Genomic DNA, 16,730 nt, shown 5'->3' on the forward strand with positions numbered 1-16,730 from the left:
TATGACCACGCGCTGGCCGATCGGTTTTGCTCAGTCTATGTCAGGCGTGCTTTGCACCGACGATGACGGGTCGCCCTCCCTGCTGAACAACGGCCCGCCGCAGCGGCTGCAGAACGCCGCGCTGTACTCATGGTGGTTCTTCCGGCATTGCGGGCAGTCGTGCTCCATCGCCCCGTCCTGACGCATGGCGTTGGCCAGTTCAGCAGTGAAGATGCCGGTCGGTACGGCGATGATCGAGTAGCCGGTGATCATGATCAGCGTGGCCAGCATCTGGCCGACGGGGGTTTGCGGGGTGATGTCGCCGAAGCCCACGGTCGTCAGGGTCACCACCGCCCAGTAGACGCTGGTGGGAATGCTGGTGAAGCCGTTGGACGGGCCTTCGATGACGTACATCAGCGCGCCATACACCGTGACCAGGGTCGAAACGCTGACCAGGAAGACCACGATCTTCTGCTTGCTGCCGCGCAATGCCACGAGCAGGAAGTTGGCCTGGGTCAGGTACTGGCGCAGCTTGAGCACACGGAAGACACGGATCATGCGGATGACACGGACGATCATCAGGTACTGCGCATTGGCGAACAGCAGCGCCAGAATGGCCGGCAACACCGCCAGCAGATCCACCAGACCAAAGAAGCTGAAGGCATAGCGCATGGGTTTGGGCGAGCTGTACAGGCGCAGGCCGTATTCGATGGCGAACAGCGCTGTAAAGCCCCACTCCAACGCGCTGAACAACCCGGCGTACCGGCTGTTGAAGTGTTCGACGCTGTCGAGCATCACCACCACCAGACTGGCGAGGATGGTCAGCAGTAACAGGTTGTCGAAGCGCTGAGCAGCAGGTGTGGAGGTTTCGAAGATGATGATATACAGGCGCTGGCGCCAGGTCTGGCCTTTTTCCACGGCGTAATTTTCCTCGTGATGCAGGGGGCAAGCCTAGGCAGGACAGCGCTGCGAGAGCAAGCCAGAGGTGCCGTCCTTACTGATCCCCCAGCGAGGACTCCTCACGAGGATCGGCAAGGATGAAGTGTTCCCCTGTCACTGCGGTGATCCGCGCGGTTCCCAGGTTGAGCATCTGCCATTGCCACTGCCCGTAGCGGGTGCTGAGGGTGCCGTGCGCCTGGCAGGGACCGTGGAGGTACCAGTCGTGCTCCTGGCGCGAGGTAATGAGAATGGCGTGGCGCAGGAAGTCGGCGACCGTCTCCGGGCTGACCTTGAAGCTCGCACAGTGCTCGTGCCGCGGGCCGAGTCCGTCTTCGATTACCGCGATATCGCTGACCGGACCGATCAGGCTGGGAATCGTATCGGCGCTGGCAATGCTTGTCGCCAGCAGCAGGCCGAGGCCGAGCGTTTGTCTGTCCATATTGCGTGATCCTTCACTGGCTGGTGGTCATGTGCAGGTCACCAGCTTAGCGCACTGCCTGCGACTCAGTCGGGAACCCGTCGCCGTTTCGGTCGATGGCCAGGCAGTGCCTGGTAGAGCTGTCGTTCACGATCTCCCGGAGCGTGCAGGTGCAACTGGTGACGAAGACGGCATCTCCGGCCTTGCAGTGAACGGTTTCGCCGCTGAGCGCAGGGCATAGCGATCTCAAGTCGATGGCAGTTTCTCCAGAAAACGCATCAGCAGGCTTTCTTCTGCGCGCAGGCCCTTGCGCGGCGTTGCCAGGCGCAGGCCGGCCAGCTCGCCGGCAAGGAAGGCGTCGATCAGCGCCGGATGGATATAGCACTTGCGGCAGACCGCCGGGGTATTGCGCAACTGCTCGGCGACCTCCTTGACCATGGCCACCACGTGTTTCCTGGCGGCGCTGTCCGGCTGCCACTCGAGCTCGCGCAGTACCGTCAGGGCCAGCGCGCTGCCGGCCCAGGTGCGGTAGTGCTTGGCGGTGAAGTCGGCGCCGGTGAGTTCACGCAGGTAGTCGTTGATGTCGGTGGAGGTCACCGCCCGGCGTTCGCCATGTTCGTCCAGATACTGGAACAGATGTTGTCCGGGCAGTTCCAGGCAACGCCGGATGATGCGCGCCAGGCGCCGGTCGTTGACCTGCACTTCGTGTTCGATGCCGCTCTTGCCGCGGAAGTGAAAGCGAATGGTGCTGCCTTGCACCTCGACATGACGGTTGCGCAGGGTGGTCAGGCCATAGGAGCGATTTTCCCGCGCGTAGCGGGCGTTGCCGACCCGGATGAGAGTGTTGTCCAGCAGCATGATCACGGTTGCCAGCACTTTCTCGCGGCGGTGTTCGCGCAGATCGAGGTGCTGCTGTAGCGCCTCACGCAGCGCCGGCAGAGCCTTGCCGAATGCCAGCAGGCTGGCGTACTTGTCCGCATCCCTGATCTCGCGCCAGCGGGCGTGGTAGCGGTACTGCTTGCGCCCGCGGGCATCGCGGCCGGTAGCCTGCAGATGGCCGTTGGCCAATGGGCAGATCCACACCTCGGTATAGGCCGGCGGTATGGCCAGTGCATCGATGCGGGCCACCTCCTGTTTGTCACGGATACGCTGACCCTGGCTGTCGAAATAGCAGAATCTGCCACGCAGCTTGCGGCGGCTGATGCCCGGCATGCTGTCGTCCACATAGCGCAGGTCGGGCGGTAGGGCGATGTCGCCAGGCACCGTGCTCATCGCCAGGCATCCGCAAGAGAGGCACTGGCCGCAGGCGACAGTGGCGTGGCAGGACAGAAGACGATGTGGGGCATTGGTATCGCTCGTCGTGGCTGATATCCATTAGCCCATCGAACGCAGCGGTAGTTCAGTCTTTGCGGGGGGAGCCGGGTGTCTGTCTGCGCTGCCGGGCGGCAGGCTGCGCGCAGTCCAGCACCGCCTGTTGCCAGCTGTGCGCGCCGGCTCTGACCAGCCAGCAGGCGAGGATGAAGGGCATGGTCAGGGCCGGCAGGCCCAGTGCGCTGAATCCGGGCTGCAGGAGCAGAGCGAGGAAAATGCCCAGGGCAGGTACCAGGGGGCAACGATGCACCTGGGCCAGGGCGATGGCGGCAAGGCTGGCGTTGTAGCCGTAGAGACCGGCCAGAGCGGCGTCGCTGGGCCAGCCATTGAGCATCGTCAGCGCCAGTCCGCCGCTGGAGCCGAGCAGCGCCCAGAGCGCCGCCCGGCCGTCAGCCAGGCGCAAGCCGATCAGCAGGCACAGGCCGGCCAGGGGGGAGTCGAGGAAGATGACCTGGCCGAGGCCGCGCAGCACGCCGAGCAGCAGCTCCGTGAAGTTCAGCGTTGCTGCAGCCTGGGCGGTGGGCGCCGCAGGCGGCAGATCCAGCCGGGCGAGCAGTGCCAGCAACAGCCAGCCAAGCAGCACGAAGGGAAAGGTGAACGCAGGCAACCAGCCATGCTGGCGCATGCGCCGCATCCAGGCCGCCAGAAGCAGGCTGGAAATGGCTGCACTGGCAATGATCAGCAGCGGCAGCAGCGGCGTCCATGGCAGCTTCAGGCTAAGGAGCAGGCCGAGCAGGATGCCGTTGTAGCCGTACAGGCCGATGGCGATGTCCGCAGGCGGGTAACCACGGCGTTGCGCAACCAGGGTCGAGACCAGGCCGCCGAGCAGTGCGCCGGCCAGCAGGTCGGGCGCGCCGACAAGAATGGCGGTTAGCACCAGCAGGCCGCAGCCGGGGTGCTGTTGCAAAAATATCTGGGCGAAGCCGCAAAGCAGGGCGCGCAGGCTTTGCAGGGCAGGGTGGGTGGTTGCTAGTGAAGGCATGATGTCGGTGCCAGGAGAACCCTCTCCCACCCGGCTCCTCGGTATTGGCATCCAGTGTCGCCCTACCTCCTGCATCCGCGCAGTCGTCTCCTATAGACGAGAGAGGGGGAGCCGTTCGGGTAAAGCCCAGCGGATTGGTGTGCGGGCCTGGTTTGATGTGGAGTCCGGATGAAATCCGGGAGACGGGGGAGGTCCCCCTCGGATTTCATCCGGGCTACGGGTTTCAATGCAGCGTTTCGATTCTCAGGCTGTTGGTGCTGCCGGGCTGGCCGAAGGGTTCGCCGGCGGTGATCACCACGGTTTCACCGCGCTGGGCCATGCCCTGGGCCTGGGCGATTTCCAGTGCGGTGCTGGTGACTTCCTCGACCCTGCGCAGGCGCTCGTTGACCACCGAGTAGATACCCCAGGCCACGGTCAGGCGCCTTGCCGTGGTCAGGCTCGGCGTCAGGCTCAGGATCGGCGCTTTCGGACGCTCACGGGATGCGCGCAGGCTGCTGGCGCCGGACTCCGTGTAGTTGACCAGTGCCGCCACCGGCAGGATCGAGCTGATACGGCGGATGGCGCAGCTGATGGCGTCGCTGGCAGTGGCCTCGGCCTGCGGGCGACCGACGTCGAGCTGGCTCTGGTAATCCGGGCCGTTTTCCACCTGGCGAATGATCTTGCTCATCATCTGCACGGTTTCCAGCGGGTAGTCACCGGAGGCGGTTTCAGCCGACAGCATTACCGCATCGGCACCTTCGGCCACGGCGTTGGCCACGTCGGTGACCTCGGCGCGGGTCGGTGCCGGGGAGAAACGCATGGATTCGAGCATCTGCGTGGCCACCACCACTGGGCGGCCCAGCTGGCGGCAGGTGCGCACGATGTCCTTCTGGATGCGCGGCACGTTCTCGGCCGGCACTTCCACGCCCAGGTCGCCACGCGCCACCATTATGGCGTCGCACAGCCTGGCGATTTCTTCCAGGTGGGTGACTGCCGAGGGCTTCTCGATCTTGGCCATGAGGAAGGCCTTGCCGCCGATCAGTTCGCGGGCCTCGACGATGTCTTCGGGGCGCTGGACGAACGACAGCGCCACCCAGTCGACGCCCAGTTCCAGGCCGAAGGCCAGGTCGCGGCGATCCTTTTCGGTCAGCGGGGAGAGCTGCAGCACGGCTTCGGGTACGTTGACGCCCTTGCGGTCGGACAGCTCGCCGCCGGCGATTACCTCGGTGATCACGGCGTCGGCCTGCTTGGCGGTCACCTTCAGGCGCAGGCGGCCGTCATCCAGCAGCAGGCTCATGCCCGGTTGCAGGGCCTCGATGATCTCGGGGTGGGGCAGGTTGACCCGGCTGGCATCACCGGGAGTGGTGTCCAGATCCAGACGCAGGCTCTGGCCGTTGACCAGTTGCACCTTGCCCTCTGCGAAGCGGCCGACGCGCAGCTTCGGCCCCTGCAGATCCATGAGGATGCCGATCGGCTGGTTCAGCTCGCGCTCCACCTCGCGCACCCACTGATAGCGCTGGGCATGGTCGGCGTGCTCGCCATGGCTGAAGTTGAGGCGGAACAGGTTGACCCCGGCTTCCACCAGCTGGCGGATGTGCGCGGCATCGCGGATCGCCGGCCCGAGGGTGGCGAGGATCTTCACTTTCTTGTCGGCGTTCATTGAGCAGGGTTCTCAAGGATCAGAATGGCGCGGAAATCGTTGACGTTGGTACGGGTCGGCCCGGTGACGATCAACTCGTCGAGGGCGGCGAAGTAGCCATAGCCGTTGTTGTTGTCCAGTTCGTCGCGGGAGGACAGCCCCTTGATGCCGGCACGGGCGTAGCTGTAGGGGGTCATGATGGCGCCGGCGTTGTCTTCGGAGCCGTCGATGCCGTCGGTGTCCCCGGCCAGCGCATAGATGCCGGGCAGCCCCTTGAGGCTGTCGGTGAGGCTCAGGAGGAACTCGGCGTTGCGTCCGCCGCGGCCGTTGCCGCGCACGGTCACGGTGGTTTCGCCGCCGGAGAGGATCACGCACGGGGGCTTGATCGGCTGGCCATGCAGTTGCACCTGGCGAGCGATGCCAGCATGCACCTTGGCCACGTCACGCGACTCGCCTTCCAGATCACCGAGAATCAGCACCGGCAGGCCGGCGGCTTCGGCCTTGGCCGCGGCGGCGTCGAGCGACTGCTGCGGGGTGGCGATCAGCTGGAAGTGGCTGCGCGACAGCACCGGGTCGCCCGGCTTGACCGTCTCCGAGCGCGGGTCTTCGAGCCAGGCGCGTACGTTGGCCGGGATGTCGATTGCATAGCGGGCGAGAATCGCCAGGGCCTCGGCCGAGGTGGTCGGGTCCGCGACGGTGGGACCGGAAGCGATCACCGTGGCCTCGTCGCCCGGCACGTCGGAGATGGCGTAGGTGTATACGGTGGCCGGCCAGCAGGCTCTGGCCAGGCGGCCACCCTTGATCGCCGATAGGTGCTTGCGCACGCAGTTCATCTCGCCGATGGTGGCGCCGGATTTGAGCAGTGCCTTGTTGATTGCCTGCTTGTCCGGGAGGCTGATGCCTTCGGCCGGCAGGGCGAGCAGCGAGGAGCCGCCGCCAGAAAGCAGGAAGATCACCCGGTCTTCTGCGGACAGGTTCGACACCAGCTCCAGCACGCGGCGGGCGACGCGCTCGCCGGCATCGTCCGGCACCGGGTGAGCAGCTTCCACCACTTCGATCTTCTGGCAATCGGCGCCGTGCTCGTAGCGCGTCACCACCAGGCCGCTGACCTCGCCCTGCCACTGTTGCTCGATCACTTCGGCCATGGCTGCAGCGGCCTTGCCGGCGCCGATGACGATGACGCGCCCGCTGCGGTCGGCAGGCAGGTGATCGGCCAGTACCTGGCGCGGATGGGCAGCGGCGATGGCGGTGGCGAACAGGTCGCGCAGCAGGCTTTGCGGGTCGAAGGTCATGGTGGTGGTCTCTTGCAGATCGATTCCAGTCCGCAGATGCCGCACGGCAGCATCTGGGGAATGGAATCGACCAACCTGGCAATCGGGCCGTGACACCTCCTGCCAGGAAGGTCGAAAGGTTGCCGGGGCAAGCCCGGCTTATCGGTGCACACGACGCACCCTACCGTGCGCCGTGTGCGACGATTCATTCGCCGCGGATATTGAAGTTGGCCATATGCTCCAGGCCCTTGATCAGGGCAGAGTGGTCCCAGCCGCTGCCGCCGAGAGCCGCGCAGGTGCTGAAGACCTGCTGGGCATTGGCGGTGTTGGGCAGGTTCAGGCCCAGCTCGCGGGCACCGGACAGCGCCAGGTTGAGGTCCTTCTGGTGCAGGCTGATGCGGAAGCCCGGATCGAAGGTGCCTTTGATCATGCGCTCTCCGTGCACTTCGAGGATCTTCGAGCCGGCGAAACCACCGGAAAGCGCTTCACGTACCTTGGCCGGGTCGGCACCGTTCTTGGCGGCAAACAGCAGCGCTTCGGCCACTGCCTGGATGTTAAGCGCGACGATGATCTGGTTGGCCACCTTGGCGGTCTGGCCGTCGCCATTGCCGCCGACGCGGGTGATGTTCTTGCCCATGGCCTGGAACAGCGGCAGGGCGCGTTCGAAGGCGTTCGGGCAACCGCCGACCATGATCGACAGGGTCGCGGCCTTGGCACCCACTTCACCACCGGATACCGGAGCATCCAGATAGGCGGCGCCGGTAGCCTTGATCTTGTCGGCGAAAACCTTGGTCGCGGACGGCGAGATCGAGCTCATGTCGATAACGACCTTGCCGCTGCCAACACCGCTGGCAACGCCATCGGCGCGGAACAGCACGTCTTCGACCTGCGGAGTGTCCGGCACCATGACGATGATGAACTCGGCTTCCTGAGCGACTTCCTGCGGGTTGGCCAGCGCGATGGCCCCGGCGGCTACGAGGTCGGCCGGAGCCGGGTCGTGATGCTCGGAAAGGAACAGGGTGTGACCGGCTTTCTGCAGGTTCTGCGCCATGGGTTTGCCCATGATGCCGGTGCCGATGAATCCGATTTTTGCCATGAGTAAGCTCTCCTTAAGAGTGGGGCTCAGATTGCGTTGTGCGCTTTCATCCAGCCGAGGCCGGCAGCGGTGGTGGTTGCCGGCTTGTATTCACAGCCGACCCAGCCCTGGTAGCCGATACGGTCCAGGTGGGCGAAGAGGAAGCGGTAGTTGATCTCGCCGGTGCCCGGCTCGTTGCGGCCCGGGTTGTCGGCCAGCTGCACGTGGTTGATGGCTGCCACGTTGTTTTCCATGGTGCGGGCCAGGTCACCTTCCATGATCTGCATGTGGTAGATGTCGTACTGCAGGTACAGGTTGGTGCTGCCGACCTTGTCGCGAATGTCCAGCGCCTGACGGGTGTTGTTCAGGTAGAAGCCGGGGATGTCGCGAGTGTTGATCGCTTCCATCACCAGGCGAATGCCGGCGCCGGCCAGCTTGTCTGCGGCGTAGCGCAGGTTGTCGATGAAGGTCTTCTCCACCGTGGCGCAGTCCACACCCTGCGGGCGGATGCCGGCCAGGCAGTTGATCTGCTTGTTGCCCAGCACCTTGGCGTAGGCGATGGCCTTGTCGACGCCGGCGCGGAACTCCTCGACGCGGTCCGGGTGGCAGGCGATGCCGCGCTCGCCCTTGCCCCAGTCACCGGCCGGCAGGTTGAACAGCACCTGCTCGAGCTGATTGGCGTCCAGGCGGGCCTTGATCTCCTCAACCGGGAAGTCATAGGGGAAGAGGTATTCCACACCGCTGAAGCCGGCTTCGGCGGCGGCGGCAAAACGGTCCAGGAAGTCCACTTCGGTGAACAGCATGGACAGGTTGGCAGCAAAACGGGGCATGGTGTCGCTCCTATGTTCGTAGCCCGGATGCAATCCGGGGTGTTGCGCTATTCCCGGATTGCATCCGGGCTACGTCGTCGGGGTAGGTGCGCCGTGTGCACAGCGCACCCTACGGATCAGTCGAGCAGCGAGATGGCAGTCGGGGCGTCAACGCCGCGCTCGGCCAGTTCCTCGAATTCGTTGATGGCGTTGATCTCGGTGCCCATGGAGATGTTGGTGACACGCTCCAGGATGATCTCCACCACAACCGGCACGCGGTGCTCGGCCATCAGGCGCTTGGCTTCGGCGAAGGCGTTCTGCAGTTCGTTCGGGTCGAACACGCGGATTGCCTTGCAGCCCAGGCCCTCGACCACGGCCATGTGGTCGACGCCATAACCATTGAGTTCCGGCGCATTGATGTTCTCGAATGCCAGCTGCACGCAGTAATCGATGTCGAAGCCACGCTGTGCCTGACGGATCAGGCCCAGGTAGGAGTTGTTCACCAGCACGTGGATGTACGGCAGGTTGAACTGCGCACCGACAGCCAGCTCCTCGATCATGAACTGGAAGTCGTAGTCGCCGGACAGCGCCACCACGTTGCGATTCGGGTCGGCCTTGACCACACCGAGGGCTGCGGGAATGGTCCAGCCCAGCGGGCCGGCCTGGCCGCAGTTGATCCAGTGGCGCGGCTTGTACACATGCAGGAATTGCGCGCCGGCGATCTGCGACAGACCGATGGTGCTGACGTAGCAGGTGTCCTTGCCGAAGGCCTCGTTCATTTCCTCGTATACGCGCTGCGGCTTGGCCGGCACGTTGTCGAAGTGGGTCTTGCGCTGCAGGGTGCGCTTGCGCTCGCGGCAGGACTCGACCCAGGCGCTGCGGTCCTTCAGCTTGCCGGCGGCTTTCCACTCGCGAGCCACCTCGAGGAAGGCGTCCAGCGCACTGCCGGCGTCGGAAACGATGCCCAGGTCCGGGTTGAACACGCGGCCAATCTGCGTCGGCTCGATGTCGACGTGGATGAACTTGCGGCCTTCGGTATAGACGTCGACCGAACCGGTGTGGCGGTTGGCCCAGCGGTTGCCGATGCCGAACACCAGGTCGGAAGCGAGCAGGGTGGCGTTGCCGTAGCGATGCGAGGTCTGCAGGCCGACCATGCCGACCATCAGACGGTGGTCGTCAGGGATCGCCCCCCAGCCCATCAGCGTCGGTACAACCGGTACGCCGGTCAGTTCGGCGAATTCGACCAGCTTGTCCGCCGCATTGGCGTTGAAGATGCCGCCACCGGCCACCAGCAGCGGGCGCTCGGCGTCGTTGAGCATGGCGATGGCTTTTTCGGCCTGGACGCGGCTGGTGCTCGGCTTGGCCACCGGCAGCGGTTCGTAGGCATCGATATCGAACTCGATTTCCGCCATCTGCACGTCGAACGGCAGGTCGATCAGCACCGGGCCCGGGCGGCCGCTGCGCATTTCATGGAAGGCACGCTGGAACGCACGCGGCACCTGGCCGGGTTCCATCACGGTGGTCGCCCACTTGGTGACCGGGCCGACGATGCTGGTGATGTCGACCGCCTGGAAATCTTCCTTGTGCATGCGAGCACGCGGTGCCTGACCGGTGATGCAGAGGATCGGAATGGAGTCGGCGGAGGCGGAGTACAGGCCGGTGACCATGTCGGTGCCTGCCGGACCCGAGGTGCCGATGCACACGCCGATATTGCCGGCGTTGGTACGGGTGTAGCCCTCGGCCATGTGCGAAGCGCCTTCGACGTGACGGGCCAGGACGTGATCGATGCCGCCGAGTTTCTTCAGCGCGGCATACAGGGGGTTGATGGCAGCGCCGGGGACGCCGAACGCAGTATCCACGCCTTCGCGACGCATCACCAGTACGGCTGCCTCGATTGCTCTCATTCTGGCCATGACCATTGTTCTCCGAGTCAGTGGTTTTTCTTCTTGGGAGCAAGGATGACTGCTGTACCGGGGCGACGGAATTGTTGGATACTTCAGTTCTGTCGATACTTGGAGTACCGAATGGACCGTCATACCCTCATTCGCAGTTTCGTTCTGGTGGCCGACAACGGCAGCTTCGCAGCCGCTGCGCTCAGCGAAGGTGTCACACCGGTGGTCATGGGGCGCCGTCTGGATGCGCTGGAGCGTCACCTGGGTGTCAAGCTGATGCACCGCTCCACACGCGGCCTGCAGTTGACCGATCTCGGCGAGCAGTACCTCGAACGCGCCCGCAGCCTGCTCAAGGAGTTCGACGAGGCCGACGCCAGCGTGGCCCGTGGCGGGCGCTCGGTGCGCGGCCATCTGGTGGTGTCGGCGCCGGCCGCGTTCGGCAGGCGGCATATCGCGCCGCATGCGCCGGCGTTCCTCAAGCGCTACCCGGACCTGAAGCTGTCGTTCAACTTCACCGACAGCCTGGTCGACCTGGTGCGGCAGGGTTACGACATGGGCATCCGTATCGGTGAGGTGACCGATCCCAACTACGTTGCGGTCAAGCTCTTCCCCAATCGCCGTGTGGTCTGCGGCGCGCCCAGTTACTTCGAACTGCATGGCGTACCACGCACCCTCGAAGACCTGGCGCGGCACAACTGCCTGGCGTTCAACCTGCAGGGCGGTCAACAGCGCGGCTGGACCTTCCTGCGCGACGGTCGCCAGGTAGCGGTGAAGGTGGCCGGCAACCTCGATTGCAATGACGGGGAACTGCTCTACGACTGGGTCAAGCAGGGGCTGGGCATCGGTTGGCGCTCGACCTGGGAAATCCAGGCGGAGCTAAAGGCCGGTGAGCTGGTGACCGTGCTGGATGACTACGAGATCCCCGCTTACGACATCCAGGCGGTCTACCCGCAGCAGCGTTATTTGCCGGCCAAGGTGCGCTTTTTCATCGACTATCTGAAGGACATCTACAACGCGCCGGGGTACTGGGAAACGCGAGGGAGTTGAGTTGTTTATTCGATACTTGTCTTGTAATTAACAAGATTATTTATTGTGTACATTTCTTCGTATTTTTGTTCTTTTTGTGTTGCAACAATCCTTGTGTTCGGCTATTGCATAAGGCGCTTTTCCATGTCGCACGCAGTCGACGGTGCATGCGACGACTTCCTCATCGGTTTCGGAGATTCCTTATGAACGCTATCAATCTGGCCACTGCGGTGAGCATCACCCATAACGCTCTCGCCGTTGGGCGTGAGCTTCGCGCCGCGCCGCTGACGGTGGCGGTGCTGGATGCCGGTGGGCATCTGATCAGTCTGCAACGCGAAGATGGTGCCAGCCTGCTGCGCCCGCAGATCGCCATCGGCAAGGCCTGGGGGGCACTGGCGCTGGGCAAGGGCTCACGCCAGATCGCTGCGGATGCACAGCAGCGCCCGGCCTTTATCGGTGCGGTGAACAACCTGGCCCAGGGCAGTCTGGTGCCGGCGCCGGGTGGGGTGTTGATTCGTGACGCGCAGGGTGAGGTGATCGGTGCCGTTGGCATCACCGGCGATACCTCGGACATCGATGAGCAGTGCGCGGTCAGTGCGCTGGAGTCGCTGGGTCTGAAGGCGGACGCGGGCGTCTAGGCTGGGTGGAGCGCAGTAGCTGCATTACCAGATGCGCTCCAGGCAGGGCTGTCCCGGATCTGATCCGGGTTACGGCCCTGAGTCTCGGCGGGGCCTGATGTCAGGTCGCGGCGAACCGGAGGTCAGGCGCTGGTCACCAGTTCGGATGCCGGCGAGGGCATCGGGTTGACGTCGCAACCCTTGAGTACCAAGCGGATGATGGTCTGCGCGGCGGCTTCGTAGTCGGCGTCGTCCAGGTTGGCCTTGCCGGTGACGGTGGAGATCTGCCAGTCGAAGTCGGCGTAGGTCTGGGTCGCGGCCCAGATGCTGAACAGCAGGTGATGGGGGTCGACCTTGGCCATCAGCTCCTGATCGATCCAGCGCTGGATACAGGCGACGTTGTGTCTGGCCTGGGCGTTGAGCTGCTCGGTCTGTTCCTGCGACAGGTGCGGCGCACCATGCATGATCTCGCTGGCGAACACCTTGGAGGCATGTGGCAGATCGCGGGAGATGCGAATCTTCGAGCGGATGTAGGCGGTCAGCACTTCACTCGGGTGGCCCGGCTGGTTGAAGGGGGCAGAGGCGGCCAGCAAGGGCTCGATGATGCTCTCCAGGACCTCGCGATAGAGGTTTTCCTTGGACTTGAAGTAGTAGTACACGTTCGGCTTGGGCAAGCCTGCCTTGGCCGCGATGTCGCTGGTCTTGGTGGCGGCGAAGCCCTTTTCGGCGAACTCCTCGCTGGCTGCGCGCAGGATGAGCTCTTTGTTGCGCTCGCGAATGCTGGTCATAAGGCCCTGTGTTTTCCTCTGCCGCCGGGCGCGGCGGTCGGGCATGGTAGCACCGGCTTTGCGCGAGGCTCAAGCCAGTGACCATGGGCTGCGCAGCGATTAACTGACTTTCGGGTCAAATTTTTGTGTACAGGAAATCGCTTTTCTGTTCTTATCCCGCACAGCGATATCCATAACAAAAAGTCTCGGCGCGCGACGCTGCAGGAGACCCACCGTGAGTACCAGCCAACTCGTCGATCCTTTCGGTCGACGCATCACCTACCTGCGTTTGTCGGTGACCGATCGCTGCGATTTTCGCTGCACCTACTGCATGAGCGAAGACATGCAGTTCGCCCCGCGTGCGCAGATTCTCACCCTGGAAGAACTCTATAGTGTCGCCGATGCCTTTATCGGGCTGGGCGTGCGGCGCATTCGCATCACCGGCGGCGAGCCGCTGGTACGCAAGAACCTCCTGAGTCTGGTGCAGCGTCTGGGTGCGCGTGACGAGCTGGATGACCTGGCCATCACCACCAACGGTTCGCAGCTCACCGAGCTGGCGCCGCAATTGCGTGCGGCCGGTGTGCGTCGCCTGAACATCAGCCTGGACTCCCTGCAGCGCGAGCGCTTCGCTGCCTTCACCCGTCGCGACAAGCTGGATGGGGTGCTGGCCGGTATCGACGCGGCGCGTGCCGCCGGTTTCGAGCGGATCAAGCTCAATAGCGTGGTACAGAGCGGGCGCAACGATGACGAGGTGCTGGATCTGGTCGAGTTCGCCATCGATCGTGGCCTGGATATCAGCTTCATCGAGGAAATGCCGCTGGGCACCGTGGTCAGTCATAGCCGCGAGCAGACGTTCTGCTCCAGCGATGAGGTGCGCCAGCGTATCGAGCAGCGCCATGCGTTGGTGCGCAGCAGTGCGGTAACCGGTGGTCCTTCGCGCTACTGGCAGGTGGTTGGAAGCGACACTCGAGTCGGCTTCATCTCGCCGCACAGTCACAACTTCTGCGGCGACTGCAATCGTGTGCGGGTTACCGCCGAGGGCAAGCTGGTGCTCTGCCTTGGTCATGACAACGCGCTGGATCTCAGGCGTCTCCTGCGCGCTCATCCCGGTGACGGCGAGCGCCTGCGCCAGGCACTGGTCGAGGCGCTGCGCCTGAAGCCCGAGCGGCACCACTTCGCAACTGATGAGCAGGTCCAGGTGGTGCGCTTCATGAGCGTGACCGGCGGATAGATCCGTCTTCGAATTTCCAGAACAACAATAAGGAGGCTCTGCATGAAGCCCGTACGACTGTGTCTGCTATCTGCCGTTCTACTGAGTCCCAGTGCCTTGGCCCAAACCTACGTGGTCGGTGTCGAGGACCTGCCGTTCGCGCCGCATTACAGCCTTGATGCCGATGGGCAATACCGCGGCTTCGCACGTGAGATCCTGGATGCCTTCGCCGCCGACAGCGGCGTCAGCCTGAGCTACAAGGCGTTGCCGGTGGATCAGCTGCTGCCGGCTCTGCAGCGGGGCGAGATCGACTTCAAGTATCCCGATAGCCCTCAGTGGGCTGGTGCGCAGAAGGCCGGCATGAGGCTGCATTACAGTCAGGCCGTGGTCGATTACGTCGATGGCGTGCTGGTGGCGCCGCAGCGTCAGGGCCAGCCGCTGGAGGGCATTCACCGCCTGGCGATGGTGCAGGGCTGGACGCCGCGTGGCTACGAACAGCCGATCGACAGCGGGCAGATCCGCCTGAGTTACAGCGAGGACCTGCGCCAGATGATTCGCCAGGCTCTGAAGCAGGAAACCGATGGCGCCTATTTCAATGTGGTGGTGGCGACGCATTATCTGGACAACATCCGTGCGCGTCCCGGTGCGCTGGTGTTCGACTCCAGCCTGCCGCACACGCGCGGTAGCTTTCACCTGTCGAGCCTGCGCCATCCACAACTGATCGCCCGCTTCGATCAGTTTCTTGCCGAGCGTGCTGCCCAGGTGGCCGCGCTCAAGGCGAGTCATCGCGTCGAGGCCAATCTGGACAGCGAGTACATGGGCGTCGAGCAGTGGAAGGTGGATTTTCTTGAGCGCCAGAAAGACAAAGCCGGCGCACAGGCGCCGGCTTCGTCGTCACTATGAAGCTTCAGCTGGTGGCATCGGCGTGCTTCAGTGCCCGCGCCTGGCCGTGCATCAGACCATAGTGCAGCACTGCGCCAAGCAGGGCGCCGAGCAGCCAGGCATAGCCTGACAGTTGGCTCAGGGTTGGCACCCAGACCGAGGCGACGGAGAACATCGAGGCGATGGCGAAGGCAATCATCGCCTTGCGGTTCCAACCGCCATTGAAATAGTAGGTCGAGCCGACCTCGGCGCTGAACAGCTGCTGCAGGTCGAGCTTGCGCCGACGCACCAGGTAATAGTCGGCGACGATGATGCCGTACAGCGGCGCGAGCACGGCACCCAGGGTGTCGACGAAGGCGGCGATGCCGACGCTGCTGATGAAGGCTACCCACAGTGCGCCGATGAAGAAGGCGATACCGGCGGTGATGAAACCACCAGTGCGGGCGCTGATATGCGCCGGCGCCAGGTTCGCCAGGTCATAGGCTGGCGGGATGAAGTTGGCCACCAGGTTGATGCCCACGGTCGCGGCGAAGAAGGTCAGCGCGGCGATGATGGTCAGGGTCAGGTTGTCGACGCGTGCGACGATGTCGGTCGGATTGGTCAGCGTCTCGCCGAATACCACCACGGTGCCGGCGGTGATCACCAGCGCGATCAGCGAGAAGAGCGCCAGGCTTACCGGCAGACCGAGGAAGTTGCCGATGGTCATCTGCCTTTCGCTTTTGACGAAGCGGGCGAAGTCGCCGTAGTTGATCACCACCGCGGCGAAGTAGGCGACCATGGTGCCCACCACTGCGAAGAATGCCGCCACCGGCCCGGCCTTGTACTCGCCTGTGCCACTGAAGATGTTGCCCAGTTCGCTGAGCAGGCTCGGGCCGGCCTTGTACCAGATCAGCCCCATCAGCGCGATCATCACCACGTAGACCAGAGGGCCGGCCCAGTTGAGGAAGCGGGTGATCCAGCTCATGCCGCAGACGAACAGCATCACCTGGAACAGACAGACGATCACGTAGGACAGCCAGCCGATGGCGGTCAGCCCCATATAGACCGCCGGGTTCTGCGGTTCCAGCACAGAGTTGAGCAACAGGGCCACTGCCGTGGAGGCGAAGTAGGTCTGCACGCCGTACCAGAAGATGGCGACGATGCCACGCACCAGGGCGGGGAAGTTGGCGCCGCGCACGCCCATACTGGCGCGGGCGAACACCGGGAAGGGGATGCCGTACTTGACGCTGGGTTTGCCGGTCAGTTGCACCAGGCCCATGACGATGACCCCGGCGAGAACGATGCCCGCCAGTACCGCCCAGCCATTGAGACCGTAGGAAATGAACAGCGTCGCCGCCAGGGTGTAGCCGAATAGGCTTTGAATGTCGTTCGACCAGACGTTGAAAATCTCGAACCAGCCCCAGGTGCGTTTCTCGGGAGCCAGGGGAGCGAGGTCCTCGTTGTGTAGCGAGGGGGCGATGTTCTTGATGCGAAAGTCTTCGGTGGTGGACATGGACAGCTCCCAGTTTTGTTATTGCGCCGCGGCGACCTATGAGGAGATTTGTCTGCAGGTTCCGTTCCGGTTTTGTATTCGTTGCGTGACTGATTCCATGTATACAGCCATTCCAACAGTGTTTCGGTAGGAACCTGTTTGTCTTGTACACATAAAATCCGTTGTTGAATATGACTTTTGTACAAATTGCACACAAAAAATTGATTTTTTGTGCTCAAAAACTTGACCTTGCGGTCAATTGTGTGATTGTGCTGCATTGGTCGAAAGGTCTCTTTCAGGCATCCGCTGGTGCACCGAGGCAGTGCCGGATCTGCTTCAGTGTGCTGGATTGGTGCGGCCGCTCAGGCCACATATGAATGCGCAGAGCGCTGCCTTCTTCAGT

General features: G+C 63.6%; 15 protein-coding genes. 4 read left to right on the forward strand and 11 right to left on the reverse strand.

Annotation, left to right across the window (positions count from 1 at the left end; translation table 11 throughout):
• Positions 1-30: 30 nt before the first annotated feature.
• The 9 genes from OEG79_RS08170 to gcl form a co-directional block, all read right to left on the reverse strand.
• A complete protein-coding gene (locus OEG79_RS08170; protein ID WP_264148270.1) occupies positions 31-897 on the reverse strand; it encodes an ion transporter in 867 nt (288 codons plus the stop codon).
• A 76-nt stretch (positions 898-973) separates the two neighbouring features.
• Positions 974-1,357 (reverse strand): hypothetical protein, encoded by a 384-nt coding sequence (locus tag OEG79_RS08175; protein ID WP_264148271.1) that lies wholly within the window; start codon positions 1,355-1,357, stop codon positions 974-976.
• A gap of 225 nt (positions 1,358-1,582) precedes the next feature.
• Complete coding sequence (locus OEG79_RS08180; protein WP_264148272.1) at positions 1,583-2,608, reverse strand: DNA topoisomerase IB; 1,026 nt, start codon at positions 2,606-2,608, stop codon at positions 1,583-1,585.
• A 127-nt stretch (positions 2,609-2,735) separates the two neighbouring features.
• Entirely contained in the window at positions 2,736-3,689 is a 954-nt protein-coding gene (locus OEG79_RS08185) for an urea transporter (protein ID WP_264148273.1), read from the reverse strand.
• A gap of 223 nt (positions 3,690-3,912) precedes the next feature.
• A complete protein-coding gene (gene pyk / locus OEG79_RS08190) occupies positions 3,913-5,328 on the reverse strand; it encodes a pyruvate kinase (protein WP_264148274.1) in 1,416 nt (471 codons plus the stop codon).
• A complete protein-coding gene (locus tag OEG79_RS08195; RefSeq protein WP_264148275.1) occupies positions 5,325-6,599 on the reverse strand; it encodes a glycerate kinase in 1,275 nt (424 codons plus the stop codon). The genes pyk and OEG79_RS08195 overlap by 4 nt, the downstream gene beginning before the upstream one ends.
• Positions 6,600-6,783: 184 nt before the next feature.
• Entirely contained in the window at positions 6,784-7,674 is an 891-nt protein-coding gene (locus OEG79_RS08200) for a 2-hydroxy-3-oxopropionate reductase (protein WP_264148276.1), read from the reverse strand.
• A 26-nt stretch (positions 7,675-7,700) separates the two neighbouring features.
• Positions 7,701-8,483 carry a hydroxypyruvate isomerase gene (gene hyi / locus OEG79_RS08205; protein ID WP_264148277.1) on the reverse strand — a complete coding sequence of 261 codons (783 nt, stop codon included), beginning with the start codon at positions 8,481-8,483 and terminating at the stop codon, positions 7,701-7,703.
• Positions 8,484-8,599: 116 nt separating this feature from the next.
• A complete protein-coding gene (gene gcl / locus OEG79_RS08210; RefSeq protein WP_264148278.1) occupies positions 8,600-10,375 on the reverse strand; it encodes a glyoxylate carboligase in 1,776 nt (591 codons plus the stop codon).
• Positions 10,376-10,486: 111 nt separating this feature from the next.
• Here gcl and OEG79_RS08215 point away from each other — a divergent pair, with 111 nt between their 5' ends.
• Both OEG79_RS08215 and OEG79_RS08220 read left to right on the forward strand, forming a co-directional pair.
• Positions 10,487-11,401, forward strand: coding sequence for a LysR family transcriptional regulator (locus tag OEG79_RS08215; RefSeq protein ID WP_264148279.1), 915 nt, complete (start codon positions 10,487-10,489; stop codon positions 11,399-11,401).
• A gap of 182 nt (positions 11,402-11,583) precedes the next feature.
• Positions 11,584-12,018, forward strand: coding sequence for a GlcG/HbpS family heme-binding protein (locus OEG79_RS08220; protein WP_264148280.1), 435 nt, complete (start codon positions 11,584-11,586; stop codon positions 12,016-12,018).
• A 122-nt stretch (positions 12,019-12,140) separates the two neighbouring features.
• On the opposite strand, the gene OEG79_RS08225 is transcribed toward OEG79_RS08220, so the two are convergent.
• Complete coding sequence (locus OEG79_RS08225; protein ID WP_264148281.1) at positions 12,141-12,785, reverse strand: TetR/AcrR family transcriptional regulator; 645 nt, start codon at positions 12,783-12,785, stop codon at positions 12,141-12,143.
• A 214-nt stretch (positions 12,786-12,999) separates the two neighbouring features.
• On the opposite strand from OEG79_RS08225, the gene moaA reads away from it, so the two are divergent.
• Both moaA and OEG79_RS08235 read left to right on the forward strand, forming a co-directional pair.
• Positions 13,000-13,995: a GTP 3',8-cyclase MoaA gene (gene moaA, locus OEG79_RS08230; RefSeq protein ID WP_264148282.1), complete on the forward strand. Its 996-nt coding sequence runs from the start codon at positions 13,000-13,002 to the stop codon at positions 13,993-13,995.
• 42 nt (positions 13,996-14,037) lie between these two features.
• Positions 14,038-14,877 (forward strand): substrate-binding periplasmic protein, encoded by an 840-nt coding sequence (locus OEG79_RS08235; protein ID WP_264148283.1) that lies wholly within the window; start codon positions 14,038-14,040, stop codon positions 14,875-14,877.
• 4 nt (positions 14,878-14,881) lie between these two features.
• Here the strand turns inward: OEG79_RS08235 and OEG79_RS08240 are convergent, their stop codons facing one another.
• Positions 14,882-16,348, reverse strand: coding sequence for an NCS1 family nucleobase:cation symporter-1 (locus OEG79_RS08240; protein ID WP_264148284.1), 1,467 nt, complete (start codon positions 16,346-16,348; stop codon positions 14,882-14,884).
• Positions 16,349-16,730 lie beyond the last annotated feature (382 nt).

This window comes from Pseudomonas sp. Z8(2022), assembly GCF_025837155.1.
In the GTDB taxonomy this organism is placed as follows: Bacteria; Pseudomonadota; Gammaproteobacteria; order Pseudomonadales; family Pseudomonadaceae; genus Aquipseudomonas.

What these genes read in the sequence shown, in the direction of transcription:
- OEG79_RS08240 (WP_264148284.1), bottom strand. Translation starts at nt 16,348, where the DNA reads ATGTCCACCACCGAAGACTTTCGCATCAAGAACATCGCCCCCTCGCTA.
- OEG79_RS08175 (WP_264148271.1), bottom strand. Translation starts at nt 1,357, where the DNA reads ATGGACAGACAAACGCTCGGCCTCGGCCTGCTGCTGGCGACAAGCATT.
- OEG79_RS08235 (WP_264148283.1), top strand. Translation starts at nt 14,038, where the DNA reads ATGAAGCCCGTACGACTGTGTCTGCTATCTGCCGTTCTACTGAGTCCC.
- OEG79_RS08200 (WP_264148276.1), bottom strand. Translation starts at nt 7,674, where the DNA reads ATGGCAAAAATCGGATTCATCGGCACCGGCATCATGGGCAAACCCATG.
- OEG79_RS08195 (WP_264148275.1), bottom strand. Translation starts at nt 6,599, where the DNA reads ATGACCTTCGACCCGCAAAGCCTGCTGCGCGACCTGTTCGCCACCGCC.
- pyk (WP_264148274.1), bottom strand. Translation starts at nt 5,328, where the DNA reads ATGAACGCCGACAAGAAAGTGAAGATCCTCGCCACCCTCGGGCCGGCG.
- OEG79_RS08220 (WP_264148280.1), top strand. Translation starts at nt 11,584, where the DNA reads ATGAACGCTATCAATCTGGCCACTGCGGTGAGCATCACCCATAACGCT.
- hyi (WP_264148277.1), bottom strand. Translation starts at nt 8,483, where the DNA reads ATGCCCCGTTTTGCTGCCAACCTGTCCATGCTGTTCACCGAAGTGGAC.
- OEG79_RS08225 (WP_264148281.1), bottom strand. Translation starts at nt 12,785, where the DNA reads ATGACCAGCATTCGCGAGCGCAACAAAGAGCTCATCCTGCGCGCAGCC.
- OEG79_RS08185 (WP_264148273.1), bottom strand. Translation starts at nt 3,689, where the DNA reads ATGCCTTCACTAGCAACCACCCACCCTGCCCTGCAAAGCCTGCGCGCC.
- gcl (WP_264148278.1), bottom strand. Translation starts at nt 10,375, where the DNA reads ATGGCCAGAATGAGAGCAATCGAGGCAGCCGTACTGGTGATGCGTCGC.
- OEG79_RS08180 (WP_264148272.1), bottom strand. Translation starts at nt 2,608, where the DNA reads ATGAGCACGGTGCCTGGCGACATCGCCCTACCGCCCGACCTGCGCTAT.
- OEG79_RS08215 (WP_264148279.1), top strand. Translation starts at nt 10,487, where the DNA reads ATGGACCGTCATACCCTCATTCGCAGTTTCGTTCTGGTGGCCGACAAC.